19 protein-coding genes are annotated in these 17,087 nt (G+C 70.8%); 8 read left to right on the top strand and 11 right to left on the bottom strand.

Annotated elements, in window-relative coordinates; genetic code table 11:
- Window positions 1–90: 90 nt before the first annotated feature.
- Together gdhA and AC0VYD_RS13555 are read right to left on the bottom strand one after the other, a co-directional pair.
- The gene (gene gdhA, locus AC0VYD_RS13560; RefSeq protein ID WP_475475891.1) at window positions 91–1,458 is read right to left on the bottom strand and encodes an NADP-specific glutamate dehydrogenase; all 1,368 of its coding nucleotides are present in this window, start codon (window positions 1,456–1,458) and stop codon (window positions 91–93) included.
- Between the two features lie 187 nt (window positions 1,459–1,645).
- Window positions 1,646–2,941 carry an FAD-dependent oxidoreductase gene (locus AC0VYD_RS13555; RefSeq protein WP_475475890.1) on the bottom strand — a complete coding sequence of 432 codons (1,296 nt, stop codon included), beginning with the start codon at window positions 2,939–2,941 and terminating at the stop codon, window positions 1,646–1,648.
- 173 nt (window positions 2,942–3,114) lie between these two features.
- Here AC0VYD_RS13555 and AC0VYD_RS13550 point away from each other — a divergent pair, with 173 nt between their 5' ends.
- Both AC0VYD_RS13550 and AC0VYD_RS13545 read left to right on the top strand, forming a co-directional pair.
- Window positions 3,115–3,711 (top strand): TetR/AcrR family transcriptional regulator, encoded by a 597-nt coding sequence (locus AC0VYD_RS13550; RefSeq protein ID WP_475475889.1) that lies wholly within the window; start codon window positions 3,115–3,117, stop codon window positions 3,709–3,711.
- A gap of 272 nt (window positions 3,712–3,983) precedes the next feature.
- On the top strand, window positions 3,984–4,133 hold the full coding sequence (locus AC0VYD_RS13545) for a hypothetical protein (RefSeq protein WP_475475888.1): 150 nt from the start codon (window positions 3,984–3,986) through the stop codon (window positions 4,131–4,133).
- Between the two features lie 12 nt (window positions 4,134–4,145).
- Here AC0VYD_RS13545 and AC0VYD_RS13540 read toward each other — a convergent pair whose 3' ends face one another.
- Window positions 4,146–4,706, bottom strand: coding sequence for a helix-turn-helix domain-containing protein (locus AC0VYD_RS13540; protein WP_475475887.1), 561 nt, complete (start codon window positions 4,704–4,706; stop codon window positions 4,146–4,148).
- A gap of 41 nt (window positions 4,707–4,747) precedes the next feature.
- Between AC0VYD_RS13540 and AC0VYD_RS13535 the strand changes: the two genes are divergently transcribed.
- Entirely contained in the window at window positions 4,748–5,266 is a 519-nt protein-coding gene (locus tag AC0VYD_RS13535) for an N-acetyltransferase family protein (protein ID WP_475475886.1), read from the top strand.
- A 116-nt stretch (window positions 5,267–5,382) separates the two neighbouring features.
- Complete coding sequence (locus AC0VYD_RS13530) at window positions 5,383–6,330, top strand: EamA family transporter (protein WP_475475885.1); 948 nt, start codon at window positions 5,383–5,385, stop codon at window positions 6,328–6,330.
- A 25-nt stretch (window positions 6,331–6,355) separates the two neighbouring features.
- On the opposite strand, the gene AC0VYD_RS13525 is transcribed toward AC0VYD_RS13530, so the two are convergent.
- Both AC0VYD_RS13525 and AC0VYD_RS13520 read right to left on the bottom strand, forming a co-directional pair.
- Window positions 6,356–7,285 carry a ribonuclease Z gene (locus AC0VYD_RS13525; protein WP_475480261.1) on the bottom strand — a complete coding sequence of 310 codons (930 nt, stop codon included), beginning with the start codon at window positions 7,283–7,285 and terminating at the stop codon, window positions 6,356–6,358.
- A 109-nt stretch (window positions 7,286–7,394) separates the two neighbouring features.
- Complete coding sequence (locus AC0VYD_RS13520; protein WP_475475884.1) at window positions 7,395–8,156, bottom strand: MBL fold metallo-hydrolase; 762 nt, start codon at window positions 8,154–8,156, stop codon at window positions 7,395–7,397.
- 274 nt (window positions 8,157–8,430) lie between these two features.
- Between AC0VYD_RS13520 and AC0VYD_RS13515 the strand changes: the two genes are divergently transcribed.
- The 3 genes from AC0VYD_RS13515 (at window position 8,431) to AC0VYD_RS13505 (ending at window position 11,450) form a co-directional block, all read left to right on the top strand.
- Window positions 8,431–9,435, top strand: coding sequence for a pirin family protein (locus AC0VYD_RS13515; protein WP_475475883.1), 1,005 nt, complete (start codon window positions 8,431–8,433; stop codon window positions 9,433–9,435).
- 285 nt (window positions 9,436–9,720) lie between these two features.
- On the top strand, window positions 9,721–11,337 hold the full coding sequence (locus AC0VYD_RS13510) for a sodium-dependent transporter (RefSeq protein ID WP_475475882.1): 1,617 nt from the start codon (window positions 9,721–9,723) through the stop codon (window positions 11,335–11,337).
- Window positions 11,337–11,450 carry a methionine/alanine import family NSS transporter small subunit gene (locus AC0VYD_RS13505; protein ID WP_475475881.1) on the top strand — a complete coding sequence of 38 codons (114 nt, stop codon included), beginning with the start codon at window positions 11,337–11,339 and terminating at the stop codon, window positions 11,448–11,450. Before AC0VYD_RS13510 ends, AC0VYD_RS13505 begins: the two co-directional genes overlap by 1 nt.
- Window positions 11,451–11,554: 104 nt before the next feature.
- Here AC0VYD_RS13505 and AC0VYD_RS13500 read toward each other — a convergent pair whose 3' ends face one another.
- The 6 genes from AC0VYD_RS13500 to AC0VYD_RS13475 all read right to left on the bottom strand — a co-directional run bounded on the left by AC0VYD_RS13500 (window position 11,555) and on the right by AC0VYD_RS13475 (window position 16,067).
- Window positions 11,555–12,097, bottom strand: a complete 543-nt coding sequence (locus tag AC0VYD_RS13500) for a DJ-1/PfpI/YhbO family deglycase/protease (RefSeq protein WP_473039656.1) — start codon at window positions 12,095–12,097, stop codon at window positions 11,555–11,557.
- 163 nt (window positions 12,098–12,260) lie between these two features.
- Window positions 12,261–13,406, bottom strand: a complete 1,146-nt coding sequence (locus AC0VYD_RS13495; protein ID WP_475475880.1) for an RNA polymerase sigma factor — start codon at window positions 13,404–13,406, stop codon at window positions 12,261–12,263.
- 6 nt (window positions 13,407–13,412) lie between these two features.
- Window positions 13,413–13,820, bottom strand: coding sequence for a YciI family protein (locus AC0VYD_RS13490; protein WP_475475879.1), 408 nt, complete (start codon window positions 13,818–13,820; stop codon window positions 13,413–13,415).
- Window positions 13,821–13,992: 172 nt separating this feature from the next.
- Window positions 13,993–14,217 carry a hypothetical protein gene (locus AC0VYD_RS13485; RefSeq protein ID WP_475475878.1) on the bottom strand — a complete coding sequence of 75 codons (225 nt, stop codon included), beginning with the start codon at window positions 14,215–14,217 and terminating at the stop codon, window positions 13,993–13,995.
- Window positions 14,210–14,611 carry a DUF6199 family natural product biosynthesis protein gene (locus AC0VYD_RS13480; protein ID WP_475475877.1) on the bottom strand — a complete coding sequence of 134 codons (402 nt, stop codon included), beginning with the start codon at window positions 14,609–14,611 and terminating at the stop codon, window positions 14,210–14,212. The genes AC0VYD_RS13485 and AC0VYD_RS13480 overlap by 8 nt, the downstream gene beginning before the upstream one ends.
- A gap of 79 nt (window positions 14,612–14,690) precedes the next feature.
- Window positions 14,691–16,067, bottom strand: a complete 1,377-nt coding sequence (locus AC0VYD_RS13475) for an FAD-binding oxidoreductase (RefSeq protein ID WP_475475876.1) — start codon at window positions 16,065–16,067, stop codon at window positions 14,691–14,693.
- A 263-nt stretch (window positions 16,068–16,330) separates the two neighbouring features.
- On the opposite strand from AC0VYD_RS13475, the gene AC0VYD_RS13470 reads away from it, so the two are divergent.
- Window positions 16,331–17,074 carry an SDR family oxidoreductase gene (locus AC0VYD_RS13470; RefSeq protein WP_475475875.1) on the top strand — a complete coding sequence of 248 codons (744 nt, stop codon included), beginning with the start codon at window positions 16,331–16,333 and terminating at the stop codon, window positions 17,072–17,074.
- The last annotated feature ends 13 nt before the right edge of the window (window positions 17,075–17,087 follow it).

The following is a 17,087-nucleotide window of genomic DNA, read 5'->3' as shown; positions in this document are numbered from 1 at the left end:
GGGTCCCCATGCTCGGGCCGGGGCCGACAGAACGCGTCGGCCCCGGCCCGGGCCAAGCTCACGGGCCCTCGGGGCACCCGAGAACACGGGCTAGATGAGCCCCTGGGCCAGCATCGCGTCGGCGACCATCTCGAAACCGGCCACGTTGGCGCCCAGCACGTAGTCGCCCCTGGCGCCGTGCCGCTCCGCGGCCTCCTCGCAGCGGTCGTGGATCCCGGCCATCGTCTCGGCCAGCTCCGACTCCGCGTGCTCGAAGGACCACGAGGTGCGGCGCGCGTTCTGCCGCATCTCCAGCACGCTGGTGGCCACACCGCCGGCGTTGGCCGCCTTGCCGGGCGCGAACAGCACCCCGGCCTCCCGGAGGACCTTGACCGCCTCGGGGGTGGTGGGCATGTTCGCGCCCTCGGCCACCGCCAGCACACCGTTGTCCACCAGGGTCCGGGCCGCCTCGGCCCCCAGCTCGTTCTGGGTGGCCGAAGGCAGCGCGACCTCGCACGGAACGTCCCACACGCTGCCGCCCTCGACGAACTTCGCCGCGCCGCGCCGCTGCGCGTAGTCGCTGATCCGTCCGCGCTCGACCTCCTTGACCTGCTTGAGCAGGTCGAGGTCGATGCCCTTGTCATCCACCACGTAGCCGGTGGAGTCGGAACAGGCGACCACGGTGGCGCCCAGCTGCTGGGCCTTCTCCACCGCGTAGATCGCCACGTTGCCCGACCCCGACACCACCACGCGCATGCCGTCCAGATCACGGCCGTTGCGCTCCAGCATCCGCTGGGTGAACAGCACCGCCCCGTACCCCGTGGCCTCGGTACGGACCGCCGAACCACCCCAGTCCAGGCCCTTGCCGGTGATGACCCCGGCCTCCCAGCGGTTGCTCAGCCGCCGGTACTGCCCGAACAGGTAGCCGATCTCGCGGGTGCCCACCCCGATGTCGCCGGCGGGGATGTCAGTGTACTCGCCCAGGTGGCGGTGCAACTCGGTCATGAAGGACTGGCAGAAGCGTTCGATCTCCGTGGCCGAGCGCCCCTTGGGGTCGAAGTCGCTGCCGCCCTTGCCGCCGCCGATGCCCATTCCGGTGAGCGCGTTCTTGAAGATCTGTTCGAACCCCAGGAACTTGACCACCCCGAGGTTGACGCTGGGGTGGAAGCGCAACCCGCCCTTGTAGGGGCCGAGCGCGCTGTTGAACTCCACCCGGAAGCCCCGGTTGACGTGGACCCTGCCCTGGTCGTCACGCCACGGCACCCGGAAGATGACCTGGCGCTCGGGCTCACAGAGGCGTTCCAGGACGCGCTCGGTGGCGTACTCGGGGTGTCGGGACAGGGCGGGCGAGAGGCTGTCGAGTACCTCCAGGACAGCCTGCTGGAACTCCGGCTCGTCGGGGTTGCGGCGCGCTACGTGCTCGTAGGCGCTGCGGACTCCCGGGTGGTGGTCCTCCCGGTCGCCATTGGAAAACGGCATGCGTGTGTGTTCCCTTCTCACCGCTGGAACGGGCAGCCCGCACGCCGTTGTGTCGGGAACCTCGATCGTCTGGAAGCAGGCGGGGCGCCGCCCGAGGGCCCTTACAGGTGGCGGCCGCCGCTCGTGTTGCCAGTGTATTGCCCCGGTGTAAACACGCCCGTTGGGCCCGATCCCGTCGACGGCCCCCTCAGGGGCGGGTGGGGTTCTCCTGCTGTGCCGTGCGTCGGGCCCACACGGGCACCCTTTCCGGCCGCGGGCCGATGCCGATGAAGGCCGCTGGCAGCGCGGTCAGGGCGGGGACGCGGCGGACCAGGGCGAGGAGCCCGCGGGGCGGTTCGGCCACTTCGCCGTTGAGCGCGGGAGCGATGACGCGGGCGTGCGCGAAGCGTTGCACGGCCTGGATGGCGACCGTGGGAAAGGTGCGGCGCCGCTGCACCCGAGCGAGGAAGCGCCTGCTCCCCGAACTCGTCAGGGCTCCGCGGGCCAGGGGGCGGGCGAGCAGGCGGGCGGCGGCGACGGCGTCCTGCACGGCGAGGTTGATGCCCACACCGCCGACCGGTGACATGGCGTGGGCGGCGTCGCCGATGCACAGCACCCCGGGTGCGTGCCAGCGCCGCAGGCGGTCCATGCGCACGTCGAGGTGTTTGACGTCGTCCATCGACGCGATTCCCGAGACGTCCTCGGCCAGTTCGGGCATCATCGAGGCGGTTTCGGCGCGGAGGGCCTGCACACCCCGCGCGCGCAGTGCCGCATCGGTCCCCTTCCGGCCTATGTACGCGACCTGTGCGTAGCCTTCGCGCGGGATGGTCACGATGACCCGTCCCTTCGCCATGCGCGGCAGCAGTGATTCGGCCAACCGGCGGGGGGTGGGTACGCGGTACCACCAGACGTCGAAGTCGACGGGGAACTCCCTGCTGGGCAGGTCGACGGCGCGCCGCACCGCCGACCACCGTCCGTCGCAGGCCACGACCAGGTCGGCGTGGAGTCGGCCCGGGCCCTCCGGGGTTTCGTAGTCGACGCCGCTCACCCGGCCGCCCTCGCGGACCACGCCGGTCACCTCGTGCTCGGTGCGCAGCGTGAACGTCGGTTCCGTGCCGGCTGCCTCGGCCAGCAGGTTCAGCAGGTCCCACTGCGGCACCATGGCGATGTAGGGGTGGCGCAGCGGCAGCCGTCCGAAGTCGGCGACCGGGACCTGCCGTCCGTCGGGGAAGGTGAAGGCGGCCTGCTTCAGGTGGGACTGCGGTAGGGCGTCGAAGCGGTCGAAGAGGCCGAGGTCGTCCAGCATGGCCAGGGTCGTGGGGTGGACGGTGTCGCCGCGAAAGTCCCGCAGGAAGTCCGCGTGCTTTTCGAGCACCGTGACCCGGACTCCGGCACGGGCGAGCAGGAGTCCCAGGACGAGCCCGGCCGGTCCGCCGCCCACCACGGCACAGGTTGTCCTGGACGTTCCGACGGAGGCGGAGGAGCCCTCGGATGTGTCGGCCATGACGGTTTCCTCTCGGTTCGGAGTGAGGGGCGGCTGCAGGGCACCTGTGGCGCGTGGACCTCACTGTCCGAAGTCTTCCCCGCTGTTGGTGCCGCGCAGCCTCCTTTCTCCTTCATCATCAACTCAACAACTGATGATGTCAACAGTTGATGATGTCCGGGTAGACTGCGGCCATGAGGAACGGTGAGCGCACGGGCAGGCCTGCTGGCAGCAAAGGCGGAAACAAGGAGCGGATCCTGGAGTCCGCGCGCGCGGAGTTCGCCGCCAAGGGCTTCCGCGGCACGACGATGCGCTCGATCGCGACCAGGGTCGGCCTCGACGTCGCTCTGCTCTCGCACTACTTCGGCAACAAGGAAGGCCTGTTCGCCGCCACCATGGAACTGCCCGAGGAAGCGCAGGGCATACTCACCGAGGCCCTGTCCGGACCCTTGGAGACCCAGGGCGAGCGCCTCACCCGCGGCTACCTGGGCCTGTGGGAGAACCCCGCCACCGGACCGCAGATGCAGGTCCTGGCCCGGTCGGTGCTGGGAAACGAGGCCGCCACCGAACGCATGCGCACCCTGATCACCGGCGCGATCACCGGGCCGGGCGTCACCCCCCTCATCACGGATCGGCAGGGCGGGTTCGCCCTCGCGATGACCCAGCTCGTCGGTGTGGCCTTCGCCCGGTACCTTGCCCACATCCCGCAACTGGCCGAGCTCGACTTCGAAACGCTCGTCGCGCGTACCGCGCCCGCCGTCCAACTCCACCTGGGCGCCGCCAACGACTGAGGAACGAGGCACGAGTCCCCAGGGCGGGGGCGCCTGTCCGCACCTGCTTCAGGAGCCGTCGGGGGACGGCCAACGGCACGAACCGGTGTGAGCGCACCCGAAGCGTCGGCCCCGGGTGCGCTCACGACCGGGTGGTTGAGCAGCAGGCTGGACAGGTGCGAGAGCACCTTCGCGGAGCAGGCGCGGAGTTCCTTCGCCGCCGATGGGAGGGTGCATCGCACCCGCGGGTCTTCGCGCGGCTTCAGAGACTTTCGAGGGAGTCGACACCGAACATGACCACCAACTCCCAGGACGGGGACCGGGACCGGCCGCTGGGCGGCGGCATGATGAACACCGTCATCCGCCGCGGTGACCGGGTCCTGCGCACGGCCCCGCCCCAGGCCCCCGCACTGCAGGCCTTCCTGGCGGCCCTGACCGGGTAGCCCGGGGCCGCCCTAACCCCGTCGGGTGACGGCCACCAGGTAGCGACAGGGACTCCCGGTCGGGTTGCGGTACTCACAGGGCGCCGGGGGGCCGAGCTGGAGGCAGTCCCCCCGGTCCAGGACGTGCTCCTCCGCACCCTCACCGAAGGCGAGTGTGCCCTCCAGCACCCAGATCTGGTGGTGGGTGAAGCTGTAGGACTCGGCCGGGTAGGCCACCCGTGCCCCGGGGGGAAGTTCGACCTCGACCAGTTCGAGCGGTCCGCCGGAAGTGGGTGAGACCGCGCGGCGGCGGTAACCGGTCTCGGGGTCGGTCCAGGTGGGTTGTTCGTCCATCCGGGCCAGACGGCGGTCGCCCTGTTCGGCCCGGGCGATCAGTTCGGACAGGGTGATGCCCAGGGCTCCGGACAGGCGGCCCAGCAGGGAGGCGGTGGGCTGGGCGTCCCCGTTCTCGATCCGGCTGATCATGGCGCGGGAGACCCCGGAGAGTTCGGCCAGGGCGGCGCCGCTCAGGCCGCGGTCCCGGCGCAGGGTCTGCAGGGTCACGGCGAGGGCGGGGCCCAGTTCGTCGCTCATATGTTCACCATAGTGGACACAATCGCTTACCATGTTCAACTATGGATTCCCTGCTGACACGCCCCGGTATCCGCGACGCCACCGTCGCCGACGCGGCGGCGTGCACGGCCCTCTACGCGCCCTACGTCACCGACACCGCCATCACCTTCGAACTCACCCCGCCCTCGCCCGAGCAGATGGCCGAACGCATCACCGCGGCCCAGCGCGAGCACGCGTGGATCGTCCTGGAGGACGAGGAGGGGGTGGCCGGTTACGCCTACGGCGGCACCTTCCGCGCCCGCTCCGCCTACCGGTGGACCTGCGAGGTCAGCGTCTACCTGCAACGGGGGCGGCACCGCCGCGGCGCGGGCCGGGCCCTGTACGCAGAACTCCTGCCCCGCCTGGCCGAACGGGGCATGCGCACCGCCATCGCCTGCATGACCCTGCCCAACGACGCCAGCCAGGGCCTGCACCGGGCCATGGGGTTCGAGGACGTGGGCGTCATGCGGCGGGTGGGCCACAAACACGGCACCTGGCACGACGTGGCCTGGGCCCAGTTGGAGCTCGGCCCCACCGGCTGAACTCCGGACCGGCCCCCGGTGGTCGGGTCCGCCCCTCACCTCCTCCGCGCGGATCGGCCACACCCTGGGCTCGACGCGATCCCTTCCCTCTCCCAATACCCTCCCTGGAGCGTCCCGTGTCCGCGCACACCGCCCGCCACCGCCCCTCGGGTCTGGCCTTCGCGCTCGCCTCCGCCCTGGCCTTCGGCGGGGCCGGGGTCTTCGCCCGCCCCCTGCTGGACGCGGGCATGGACCCCCTGCACGTGACCTGGCTGCGGTTGGCCGTCGCCGCACTGATCCTGTTCCCGGTCGCGATCCGGCACCGCCGCATCGTCCGGCGCAGACCCCTGCTGCTGCTGGCCTACGGGGTCTTCCCCATGGCCGGTGTCCAGGCCCTGTACTTCGCCGCCGTCGCCCGCATCCCGGTGGGGATCGCACTGCTCCTGGAGTTCCTCGGCCCGGTGCTGGTCCTGCTGTGGGTACGGGTGGTGCGCCGCCACCGGGTCTCCCCCGCCGCGGTGGCGGGCGTGGTTTTGGCCGTGGCCGGGCTCGGACTCCTGCTGGAGGTCTGGGCGGGGATGCGCCTGGACGCGATCGGCGTCGGCCTGGCCCTGGGGGCCGCAGCCGCCCAGGCCACGTTCTTCCTGCTCGGCGACGCCATGGGAGAGGACACCGACCCCCTTGCGGTGATCGCCTTCGGCGCCCTGGTCGCCACGGTCCTGCTGGGCGTGCTCGCCCGCCCCTGGGCCCTGCCGTGGGGCCTGCTCGCCGAACCGCTTCCGCTGGGCGGCGTCCCCCTGCCGGGCTGGGGCGTCGCGCTGTGGCTGGGGCTGGTGTGCACCTCTCTGGCCTACTTCGTCGGGGTCTCGGCGATCAGGCGACTGTCTCCACAGGTCGCCGGAGGTGTGGCCTACCTGGAGGTGGTCACCGCGATCGTGCTGGCCTGGGTGCTGCTCGGCGAGGCGCTCACCCCGGTGCAGCTCCTCGGCGCAGCGGTCATCGTGACCGGGGCCTTCATCGCCCAGACCGCCGTACCCGCCTCGCAGGCCGCCGTCTCCGCGACCCACCCTGAGGTGCCCGCCTGATCCGTGTCGAGCAGTACAGCCCAGGTCAGCGCCGCGCGGGCAGCGGAATCCGGTCCAGGTCGGCGGCCAACACCACCGTCCCCTCGAACTCCTCACCCGCCTGGGCCACGAAACGCTCCTCCTCGTCCTCCTCGTAGCGCTCCGAAAGGTGGGTCAGCACCAGCAGGCGCACACCCGCCCGTGCGGCGATCCTGCCGGCCTGCCGTGCGGTCAGGTGCCCGTACCGCTCGGCCAACTCCTCCTCGGAGTCCAGGTAGGTGGACTCGATGACCAGCATGTCCGCTCCCCGGGCCAGCTCCACCGCCTGGGCGCACACCCCGGTGTCCATGACGAACGCGAACACCTGCCCGGGCCTGGGCTCCGCGCAGTCGGACAGGTCCACCACCCGCCCGTCCCCCAGCGCCAGCGACCCCTCGCGCAGCAGACGGGAGACGTCGGGACCGCGCACCCCGAAGTGCTCAAGCCGCTCGGGCAGCATCCGCCACCCGTCCGGTTCGGCCAGCCGGTACCCGTAGGCGGGCAGCGAATGGCGCAGCGGCAGCGCCGTCACGGTGAAGGGCTCCCCCTCCCCCACCGGACAGCTACCCGATCCGCCCACCGGCTGGGGGAGGATCACGTCGGTGTCGTGGAAGGACGTGGCGTGGCGCAACCGGCGCCAGTACTCCTCTCCGGCGCCGGGGTAGGCCACCCGCACCGTGTGCGGCACCCGGTCACGGGAGATGCGCTGGATCGTGCCGGGCAGACCGAGGCTGTGGTCACCGTGGAAGTGCGTCACACAGATCCTGGTGATGTCGCTGGCGGCCAACCCGGCGAAGCGCATCTGCCGCTGCGTGCCCTCCCCGGGATCGAACAGCACCCCCTGGTCGCCCCAGCGCAGGAAGTACCCGTTGTGGTTGCGCTGACGGGTGGGCACCGCGCTGGAGGTTCCCAGGACGACGAGTTCGCGTACGGACATGGGGTGCATTGTCCCACCACAGCGCACCCCTGGGGCCCACGGCGGAGGGCCGTCCCCGACCGGGGCCTCCGGCCGGTCCCCGCAGACCCGGCCGGCCTCGGCGGTCCGCTCAGCGCACCCCCGTGGAGCGGGCCCGCACGGCCGCCAGGCGCGGCCCGTCAGTGAAAGGGTCGCCGTGCCCGGGCAGTACCAGCGTGTGCTCGGGCAGCGCGGCCAGCCTGTCCAGCGACTCCAGGGCCAGCACGGAGTCGTGCGTGGACATCCGGCTCACCACCCGGGGCCCCACACAACCGGTGGTGGGGTCGTCGGTGACCAGGGCGTCACCGCTGAACACCACACCGCGGTCCTCGAAGAGCACCAGGGAACTGCCCGGGGTGTGCCCCGGAACCGACAGCACCCGGGGCGCTCCCGGCACCTCGTCCAGTACCTGGTCGTGGCCGAAGGTGGTGTACTCACGCACCCGTGCCGAGCTGAAGGCCCCCGCGTACCCCAACCGCATCAGCGTCTGGACGGCACTGGGGCGGCGCACCAGGTAGGAGAACATCGGGCGTTCAGGGCGGGCGTGGATCACCGAACTGGTGGGACCGTCGTCCAGGATCGGTGCGTCGGCCTCGTGCACCCACACCCGGGCCCCGGCCTTGTCCCGGGCGCGCTCGGCCAACCCGGTGTGGTCGGGATGGGCGTGGGTGAGCACCACGGCACGCAGTCTGCCGCCCACCCAGGCGACCGTGTCCAGGAACCGGCCGCTGTGGGCGGGCAGCCCCGCGTCGACCATGACCAGCCCTTCGGCGGTCTCCACCAGGTAGAAGTTCACGAGGTGGTCGCCGAGCCGGTGTACACCCGGGGCGACCTCGGAGGGGACATGGCTCATGGCTGCCTCCCGGCGAACCGTGTGTGAGCATCCGACATGGATCCTCAACCCACTTCTACCCACGAATGTCCCCTCGGCCCCTCCCGACCCACGGGAAACACCGGTCCCTGCCTCCAAGCGAGGGCGCCGTCCGCGCCGAGGGCGGGCACACCCCCTGCGGGTCCGGGGTCTGCCCGGTCTCACCGGACAAGGCACATGCGCCGGTGGCCGGAGACCGCCCGGCAGGGCACGCCGGTCCGCGGCCACCGCGGCCGACTGGGTTAGCGTCAACCACGTGAGCAACGTAGAACCCCATCCCACCGAACAGCGGGTCTGCGGAGGCGAGGTCGACCGGACCGGCCCCGAACCCGACACCGAACTCCTCGAAGCCCGTGAAGTCCCCCTGGGCGGACCGCGCGCGATGCTGGTCCACCGCGTCCTGCCCGGCAAGAACCGCCGCATGGTCGGCGCCTGGTGCTTCGCCGACGTCTACGGGCCCACCGACATCACCGTCGGTGCGGGCATGCAGGTGCCGCCCCACCCCCACATCGGACTGCAGACCGTGAGCTGGCTGGTCCAGGGCGCCGTCCACCACCTGGACGGCCTGGGTTCGGACCAGATGGTCCGCCCCGGCCAGCTCAACCTGATGACCGCCGGGCACGGTATCGCCCATTCCGAACGCACCCCTTCCGGTGCTCCCGGTCTGCTCCACGGCGCACAACTGTGGGTGGCCCTGCCCGCGGACACGCGTGAGGGCGCCGCCCGCTTCGAGCACCACGCCGACCTGCCGGAGTTCAGCGTGCCGGGAGCGCGGGTCACGGTGATCATGGGAGAAATGGACGGGCACCGCTCACCCGCGCGCACCCACACGCCCCTGTTGGGGGCGGAGATCATCGTGGAGGCGGGCCAGAGCGTGCACCTTCCGGTCGATCCCGCCTTCGAGCACGGCCTGCTGCCCCTGGACGGTCCCGTCCGAGCGCACGGACACCGGGTCGTGCCCGGCTCCCTGCTCTACCTGGGCACCGGGCGGGAGGGCGTACGGGTGCACGCCGACGAACGCACCCACCTGCTTCTCCTGGGCGGGGAGCCCTTCAGCGAGGACCTGGTGATGTGGTGGAACTTCGTGGGCCGCGACCACGAGGAGATCGTGCGCGCCCGCACCCAGTGGGAGGAGCAGCGCGACGGCCGGGCCGGGGGGACGCGCTTCGCCCCCGTGACGGCGGACGGGGGCGAAGCACTGCCCGCGCCGGAACTGCCCAACGCCCGGCTGCGCCCCAGACCGCGACACCGCGAAGCCTGACAGCCTCCGGGAGGGCCGTATCCCGTCGGTCCCGGCGCGGCGTGGCGGGACCGGCCTCGCCGAGTTCGCCACGCGCGTCGCCCCAGCCGTACTGAAAGCGTCCGGTAAGCCCGCCTTGACAGCTTTTGAAGCCGCCTTCCACTCTCCTGGGAGCTAGACAAAACAGAACCAAAGGCGCTCATCACAAAGACATCCAGCCCACAGGCCAGGCTCCACCATGCCCAGAAGGCCAAATCCTGCTAACGTGCGGATCGCGAACTACGGGATGATTTAGGAGACCTGAACATGGGGCAACAGCCTCGCGAGCAGTGGGGGACGCGCGCGGGATTCCTCATGGCCGCGATCGGATCGGCCATCGGACTGGGCAACATCTGGCGATTCCCCTACATCGCCTACGAAAACGGGGGCGGGGCCTTTCTCCTGCCCTACCTCATCGCCCTGCTGACCGCGGGTATCCCGCTACTCATCCTCGAGTACAGCATCGGCCACCGGTACCGCTCCTCGGCTCCGCTCTCCTACCGGCGCATCTCCCGACCGGCGGAGGCGATCGGCTGGTGGCAGGTGGCGATCTGTTTCGTCATCGCGAGCTACTACGCCGTCATCGTCGCCTGGGCCGTGCGCTACGCCTGGTTCTCCGTCGGCCAGCAGTGGGGCGATGACCCGGACGCGTTCTTCTTCAACGACTTCCTCCAGGTCGGCGACGAACCCGGGATGATCTCCGGCTTCGTCGCCGGCGTGGCCTGGCCCCTGGTGGCCGTGTGGGCGATCGTCCTGGTCGTGCTGGCCCTGGGCGTGCGCAAGGGCATCGAGAAGACCACCAGGATCTTCATCCCCCTGCTGGTCGTGCTCTTCGTGCTGCTGGTCGTCCAGGCGCTCACCCTGGACGGTGCCGCCGCGGGCCTGAACACCCTGTTCACGCCGGACTGGAGCAAGATGCTCGACGGCGGGGTGTGGATCGCCGCCTACGGACAGATCTTCTTCTCGCTGTCCATCGGGTTCGCCATCATGGTCACCTACGCCTCCTACCTGCGCCGCAAGGCCAACCTGACCGGATCGGCGATGGTCGCGGGCCTGGCCAACAGCTCCTTCGAGCTCCTGGCCGGCATCGGTGTCTTCGCCGCGCTGGGCTTCATGGCCACCGCCGCGGGAACGAGTGTCGACGAGGTCGCCACCTCCGGGATCGGGCTGGCCTTCGTCGCCTTCCCGCAGATCATCTCCACACTGCCGCTGGGCGGGACGCTCTTCGGGGTGGTGTTCTTCGTCTGCCTGGTCATCGCCGGTCTCACCTCACTGATCAGCATCGTCCAGGTGATCATCTCGGCGGTGCAGGACCGCACCGGGCTGGGCCGCGTCCAGACCGTGCTGCTGGTGGGCGGCGCCACCGCGCTCGCCTCGATCCTGCTCTTCCCCACGCCCGAGGGTCTGTACATCCTCGACGCCGCGGACCGCTTCATCAACCAGTACGGCATCGCTCTGGCCGGTCTGGTGATGGTCCTGGTGTTCGGCTGGATCCTGCGCAGGCTGCCGCTGTTCGAGAAGCACGCCAACGCCGTCTCCTCGATCCGCCTGGGCTGGTGGTGGAAGATCGCCCTGGGCGGGATCACCCCGGTCCTGCTGGGCTTCATGATGTGGGACAGCCTGCGCACCGAGCTGACGACCAACTACGAGGGCTACCCGGAGAGCTTCCTGCTGGTCGCGGGCTGGGGCGTGGCCATCGGCGCGATCGTCTTCGGCATCGTCATCTCCTGCCTTCCCTGGCGGCGAGCCGACGCCATCGCCCGAATGGACGCCGAACGCGCCGCTCAGGGGGACGGCCGGACCCCGGTCGAACTGGACGAGCCCGACAGGATCGCGCCCCTGGGCCGTCCCGCCGAGGACACAGACAAGGAAGGGGACCGCTGATGTCCGCCAGCGCCATCACCATGATGGTCATCTCCATGGTCGTGCTGTGGGGCGGCCTGGTGGCCGCCATCCTCCACCTGCGCAACCACCCCGACGAACCCGAGCCGCAGTAACCGGTCGGGGAGAACCGACCACACCGAGGGGGTCGCGGACACGTGTCCGCGACCCCCTTTCACGATCCCAGGCCAGGCCCGGGCCGGTCCGTCAGCAGGAGGAATCAGCCAGCGAACTCCCGCACGATCCGCTCGCAGAACGCCGGAAGATCGTTCGGGTTGCGGCTGGTGGTGAGCCCGTGGTCGGTGACGACCTCCTCCTCCACCACCACGCCCCCGGCGTTGCGGATGTCGGTGCGGATGCTGGGGTAGGAGGTCAGGGTGCGTCCGCGCACCACGTCGGCCTCGACCAGGATCCACGGGCCGTGGCAGATCGCCGCGACCGGCTTGCCCCGGGCCACGAAGTCGCGCACGAACCGCACCGCGTCGCCGTCGGAACGCAGGTTGTCCGGGTTGACGGTGCCGCCCGGGACCACGAGCGCGTCGTAGTCGTCGACACCGACCTTGGACACCTCCCGGTCCACCGTGAACTGGTCGGCCGGTTCGATGTCCCCGTTCATCGCCTGGATCCGGCCGTCGTGCAAGGAGACCAGTTCCACGTCGGCGCCCTGATCGACCAGTGCCTGCCTCGGTTGGACCAGCTCCACCTGTTCGACACCGTCGGCGGCCAGAACCGCCACGCGGCGTCCGGTGAGTGTGTCAGCCATGACGTTCCCCCTCACGTACTGCGGCGTTGTTCTCGGGTACCGGGCCCTCCGAGACAAGCCCCGTACCGCGTTGGCCGCCCTACCCGCCCAGGTGTGGCCGCTCACCTGCCCGGTGACCCGAATGTGGTCAAACGTGCCGATCGGGGGCCCTTCGGGCGGAGGCTCAACCACGCAACCGCGCGTTGAGCCGGGCGGCCTGCCGCGTGAGGTGGTCGCGTTCGGGGAGGTTGGGCGCCGCCCGGGCGGCCCGGGCGTAGAGCCGCGCCGCGGTGACCGGGTCACCGTCACGCTCGTACAGGTACGCCGCCGCCGCGGTGTGCCGGGGCACACCGGGGTCCAGTTCGGCCAGAGCGGCCAGCCCGGCCCTCGGGCCGTCGGCCTCCCCGACCGCGACAGCCCGGTTCAGACGCACCACCGGGCTGTCGGTGAGCCGCACCAGTTCGTCGTACCACTCGACGATCTGCACCCAGTCGGTCTCCTCGGCCGTGCGGGCGTCGGCGTGCAGGGAGGCGACGGCGGCCTGGGCCTGGAACTCACCCAGACGGTCCCGGGCCAGGGCCGTCTGGAGCACGTCGACCCCCTCGGCGATCAGGCGGGTGTCCCACAGGCCGCGGTCCTGCTCGGCCAGGGGCACCAGCCTGCCGTCGGGCCCGGTACGCGCCGAACGTCGCGCGTGGTGCAGCAGCATGAGCGCGAGCAGGCCCGCGACCTCCTCGTGGTCGATACCGGACGCCAGCCGGCGGGTGAGCCGGATCGCCTCGCCGGCAAGGTCGACGTCACCGGAGTAGCCCTCGTTGAAGACCAGGTAGAGCACCCGCAACACGGTGGCGATGTCGCCGGGCCGGTCGAACCGGACACCGGAGACGGTCCGTTTGGCCCGGCTGATGCGCTGGGCCATGGTCGCCTCCGGCACGAGGTAGGCCCGTGCGATCTGACGTGTGTTCAGACCGCCGACCGCGCGCAGCGTGAGCGCGACGGCCGAGGCCGGTGTCAGGGACGGGTGCGCGCACAGGAAGTACAACTGGAGGGTGTCGTCCACCGCCCGACCCGGCCCGGGCACGGGTTCGACCTCGACCCGGACCTCGCGCCGACGTCGGGAGCTCTCGGCACGAGTGGTGTCGAGGAACCGACGCCAGGCCACGGTGACCAGCCAGCCCTCGGGGTGGCGCGGCGGGTCCCGAGGCCACACGCGCACGGCCTCGACCAGGGCGTCCTGGACGGCGTCCTCGGCCGCCGCGAAGTCGGCTCCGCGACGGACGAGAACGCCGATCACGCTGGGGACCAGGGCCCGCAGCAGAGCTTCGTCCACCGTGTCTCACTCCGTGATGGTCGGCGGTGCGGCAAGGAACGGGCGCACCTCGAGCCACTCGTGAATCGGACTGCCACCCGACCCCGGGGCCGCGGACAGCTCCCCGGCCAGCTCCAGCGCCCGCTCATGGGTCTCGACGTCGATCACCATCCAGCCCGCGATCAGGTCCTTGGTCTCCGCGAACGGGCCGTCGGTGACCGGCGGCCGCCCCTCGCCGTCGTAGCGCACGAACGTGCCCTCCGGGGAGAGCGCCTGGCTGTCGACGAACTCGCCGGTGCCCTCGAGCCGGTCGGCGAAGTCCTGCATGTACTGCACGTGGGCCGAGACCTCCTCCGGTGTCCACTGGTCCATCGGTACGTCGTTGACCGCCTTCGGCGCGCCCCGGTAGTGCTTGAGCAGCAGGTACTTGGCCATCATGTCCTCCTTGGTGCGGCACGACCCATTGTGGCCGTGTTCACTGGGGAGACGGAGCCGCACCCGGATTCTCGACACCCCACCGCAACGTTTTCCAGCGAACCTCGAAACGCGGAACGCTGTCGGGCGGGACGGGGCCGTCCTTGGCCTGCCCCCACTGGTCCACGTCCGCTCAGGAGTCGAGCGTGATCTCGTCGCCATTGGCGTCCACGACCGCCCGGTCCCCCAGCGGTGCGTCCAGCTCCACGAGCACTCTGTACGTTTCGGGCTCTTCCCAGACCTGTTCCTCGTCGTCGTTTCCACAGAAGATCGAGCCACGGGTGACCTCCACAGCGAAACGGACGCTCTCCTCCCCCGCGACAGCCCGCACGTCCAGAGGTGCCAGAGGGTCACGCACACACCCTGACTGAGGTGGAGATCATGACCGCCTCTTCCTCCTCCAGCACCCTGTAGAAGCTGATCCAGCCCGTTTCGGTGACGGTGTCCGTCAGGGAGATGGTCTCCTGTACGGGTATGTCGTCCTCAGGTACTGCTGCGGACTCCTGCGCGGTGACGGACTCCGACGCCGCCCCCTCCGGGGCGCTCTCCCACGTCAAGGACCACGTGAACAGGCACAGCACGATCGCCACGGCTGCGCCGACCCGGTGCAGTGTGAACCGTGTGGCGCTGGGGTAGTTGGCCTCCGGATCGCGGTACCGCCACGCACGCACATACCACGCCACCTGGGGTTTGGCCACGATCAGGGCCATCCACCCGATCATGGCGGCCAGCAGCAGATGTAGGAGGACCACAAGCAGCCTTTCCGATCCAGCGGCGGGGCGGGCACGAGCACAGGCAGGAGGCGAGCGGGCGCCGTGGTTCCCCGCCCGGCTAGGCGAAGACCTTGCCCGGGTTGAAGATGCCCCGGGGGTCCAACGCTCCCTTGACCGCCCGGTGCATCGCCAGCACGGACGGGCCCAGCTCGTCAGCGGCACCGCGCATCTTCAACAGACCCACCCCGTGCTCGCCGGTGACCGTCCCGCCCAGGGCCAGTGCCTCGTCCACGATCACCTCGAAGGCCTGCTTGGCCCGCTCCCGAGCAGCATCGTCACCGGCCGGAACGATGAACAGCGGATGCAGGTTCCCGTCCCCGGCGTGCGCGATGTTTCCGATCCGGGTCCGGAACCGCTCCCCGACCGCCTCGATCGCCTCCAACATGTGCGGCACCTTCGCCTTGGGCACACACACGTCCTCGGTCAGCAACGGCCCCAACCGCTCCAGCGCCGGGTAGGCCAGACGACGCGCCTGGAAGAGCGCCTCAGCCTCCTCCTCGTCGGTGGAGCGCACAGCGTAGACCGCCTTCTCCCGCTCGAAGCACTCCAGGATCCGGTCGGCCTCCGCCTGACCCGACTCCCCGGGCAGGTCACTGCGGGCCAGCAACAGCACCTCGCCCTCCGCGGACAGCCCCATGTTCTTCCACTCGTCCACGGCCCGCAGGCAGAACCGGTCGATGAGCTCCATGGCCGAGGGCACGATGCCCGCCGCCGCCACCGCGGCCACCGCACGGCCGGCATCGGTCAGGGAGTCGAAGTAACCCACCACGGTGTGCTCCACCCCGGTGCGCAACGGCACCAGCCGCAACGTCACCTCGGTGACCAACCCCAGCGTGCCCTCGGAACCGACCATGAGCCCGGCCAGGTCGTACCCGGTCACCCCCTTGGCGGTGGTCCGGCCCAACCGCACCACCTCACCGGAGCCCACCACCGCCTCCATGCCCAACACGTAGTCCCGGGTCACCCCGTACTTGACACAGCACAGTCCGCCCGCGTTGGTGGCCACGTTGCCGCCGATGGTCGACCACGGCGCCGACGCCGGGTCCGGCGGATACCACAGCCCGTCCCGGGCCACCCGCTCACGCAGGTCGCCGTTGACCACACCCGGCTGCACGGTGACGGTCTGCTGGACGGTGTCGACCTCCAGCACCCGGTTCATCCGCTCGAAGGAGACCACCACCCAGCCCCGGCCCGCGTTGGCCGCACCCGACAGGCCGGTCCCGGCACCGCGCCCCACCAGGGCGACACCGAGGTCGGCACAGACCCGCACCACCCGGGCCACGTCGGCGGTGTCACGGGGGCGCACCACCGCGGCGGGTCCGCCGTAGGGCGCCCACTCGGCCTCGTCATGGGAGTAACCCTCCATCACCGCGGGATCGGTGACCACCTGTTCCGCCCCGATCGCGGACAGCAGTTCCTCAACGATCCCCGGCATGGGAACACCCCTCATCACTGTGACTCAGCGCTCACTGCGCCAACGCTGTCCAGCACTCTAACCGGGACGGCCCACCCCACAAGGGACACAGCAGGAAGCACGGGCCGGACCCGCCCCCGGTCAGGCAGGAAACCCGAGGCGAAAGCCCGGTGGCCCGAACGCACCCCCACGACGACCAGCACCGAAAACACGCCGAATACCCGGAAACCTCCCCCTTGCGGTGTTAGCGTGAATCCCTGAGCAACGGACTCGGAGGTGGGGACTTGAGCACGATCCTGGTCACCGGCGCCACCGGCACCCTGGGCACACCCGTGGTGGAACAACTACGCCAGACCGACCACGAGATCCACACCCTGAGCCGCCACCCCGGCTCCCTGGAAACCACCGCCCACGCCGTGGACCTGCGCACCGGACACGGACTCGACCAGGCCCTGAACGGCGTCGACACCGTCGTGCACTGCGCCACCAGCCCCACCGGCGGCGACCTCCGCGCCGCCACCCACCTCATCCGCTCCGCCCGCGCCGCCGGAGTCAGCCACCTCGTCCACGTCTCCATCGTCGGATGCGACCAGATCCCCCTGGGCTACTACCGCACCAAACACACCGTCGAGGAGGCCCTCCTGGCCTCCGGCCTGGGCGTCACCGTCCTACGCGCCACCCAGTTCCACCAACTGGTCCGGAGCATCTGCGCCCGCGCGGCCCGCCTGCCCGCCATGCCCTACCCCGACATCGACGTCCAACCCGTCGACGCAGCCGAGGTCGCCCTGCGCCTGGTCCGCCTGGCCCAGGAGGAACCCGCCGGACGCGTCCCCGACCTGGGCGGACCCCACGTGGAGTCCTTCCACGACCTGGCCCGCGCCTACCTGGACGCCACCCACACCCAACGCCGCCTGTGGCCGCTACGCCTGCCCGGCCGGGTCTTCGCCGGCTACCTCTCCGGCGCCCACCTGGCCCCCGACCGGGCCGTGGGCCGCACCACCTTCGCCCAGTTCCTCGCCCGGGACTGAACCCGCAGCGCAC

Source organism: Nocardiopsis sp. iso_40 (assembly GCF_056173285.1).
This window is presented reverse-complemented; position numbering and strand designations above follow the sequence as displayed.

Excerpts from the sequence above, each read along its gene's own strand:
- AC0VYD_RS13510 (WP_475475882.1), top strand. The coding sequence starts at position 9,721 with ATGGGGCAACAGCCTCGCGAGCAGTGGGGGACGCGCGCGGGATTCCTC.
- AC0VYD_RS13475 (WP_475475876.1), bottom strand. The coding sequence starts at position 16,067 with ATGCCGGGGATCGTTGAGGAACTGCTGTCCGCGATCGGGGCGGAACAG.
- AC0VYD_RS13550 (WP_475475889.1), top strand. The coding sequence starts at position 3,115 with ATGAGGAACGGTGAGCGCACGGGCAGGCCTGCTGGCAGCAAAGGCGGA.
- AC0VYD_RS13545 (WP_475475888.1), top strand. The coding sequence starts at position 3,984 with ATGACCACCAACTCCCAGGACGGGGACCGGGACCGGCCGCTGGGCGGC.
- AC0VYD_RS13500 (WP_473039656.1), bottom strand. The coding sequence starts at position 12,097 with ATGGCTGACACACTCACCGGACGCCGCGTGGCGGTTCTGGCCGCCGAC.
- AC0VYD_RS13505 (WP_475475881.1), top strand. The coding sequence starts at position 11,337 with ATGTCCGCCAGCGCCATCACCATGATGGTCATCTCCATGGTCGTGCTG.
- AC0VYD_RS13520 (WP_475475884.1), bottom strand. The coding sequence starts at position 8,156 with ATGAGCCATGTCCCCTCCGAGGTCGCCCCGGGTGTACACCGGCTCGGC.
- gdhA (WP_475475891.1), bottom strand. The coding sequence starts at position 1,458 with ATGCCGTTTTCCAATGGCGACCGGGAGGACCACCACCCGGGAGTCCGC.
- AC0VYD_RS13535 (WP_475475886.1), top strand. The coding sequence starts at position 4,748 with ATGGATTCCCTGCTGACACGCCCCGGTATCCGCGACGCCACCGTCGCC.
- AC0VYD_RS13525 (WP_475480261.1), bottom strand. The coding sequence starts at position 7,285 with ATGTCCGTACGCGAACTCGTCGTCCTGGGAACCTCCAGCGCGGTGCCC.
- AC0VYD_RS13490 (WP_475475879.1), bottom strand. The coding sequence starts at position 13,820 with ATGGCCAAGTACCTGCTGCTCAAGCACTACCGGGGCGCGCCGAAGGCG.
- AC0VYD_RS13540 (WP_475475887.1), bottom strand. The coding sequence starts at position 4,706 with ATGAGCGACGAACTGGGCCCCGCCCTCGCCGTGACCCTGCAGACCCTG.
- AC0VYD_RS13555 (WP_475475890.1), bottom strand. The coding sequence starts at position 2,941 with ATGGCCGACACATCCGAGGGCTCCTCCGCCTCCGTCGGAACGTCCAGG.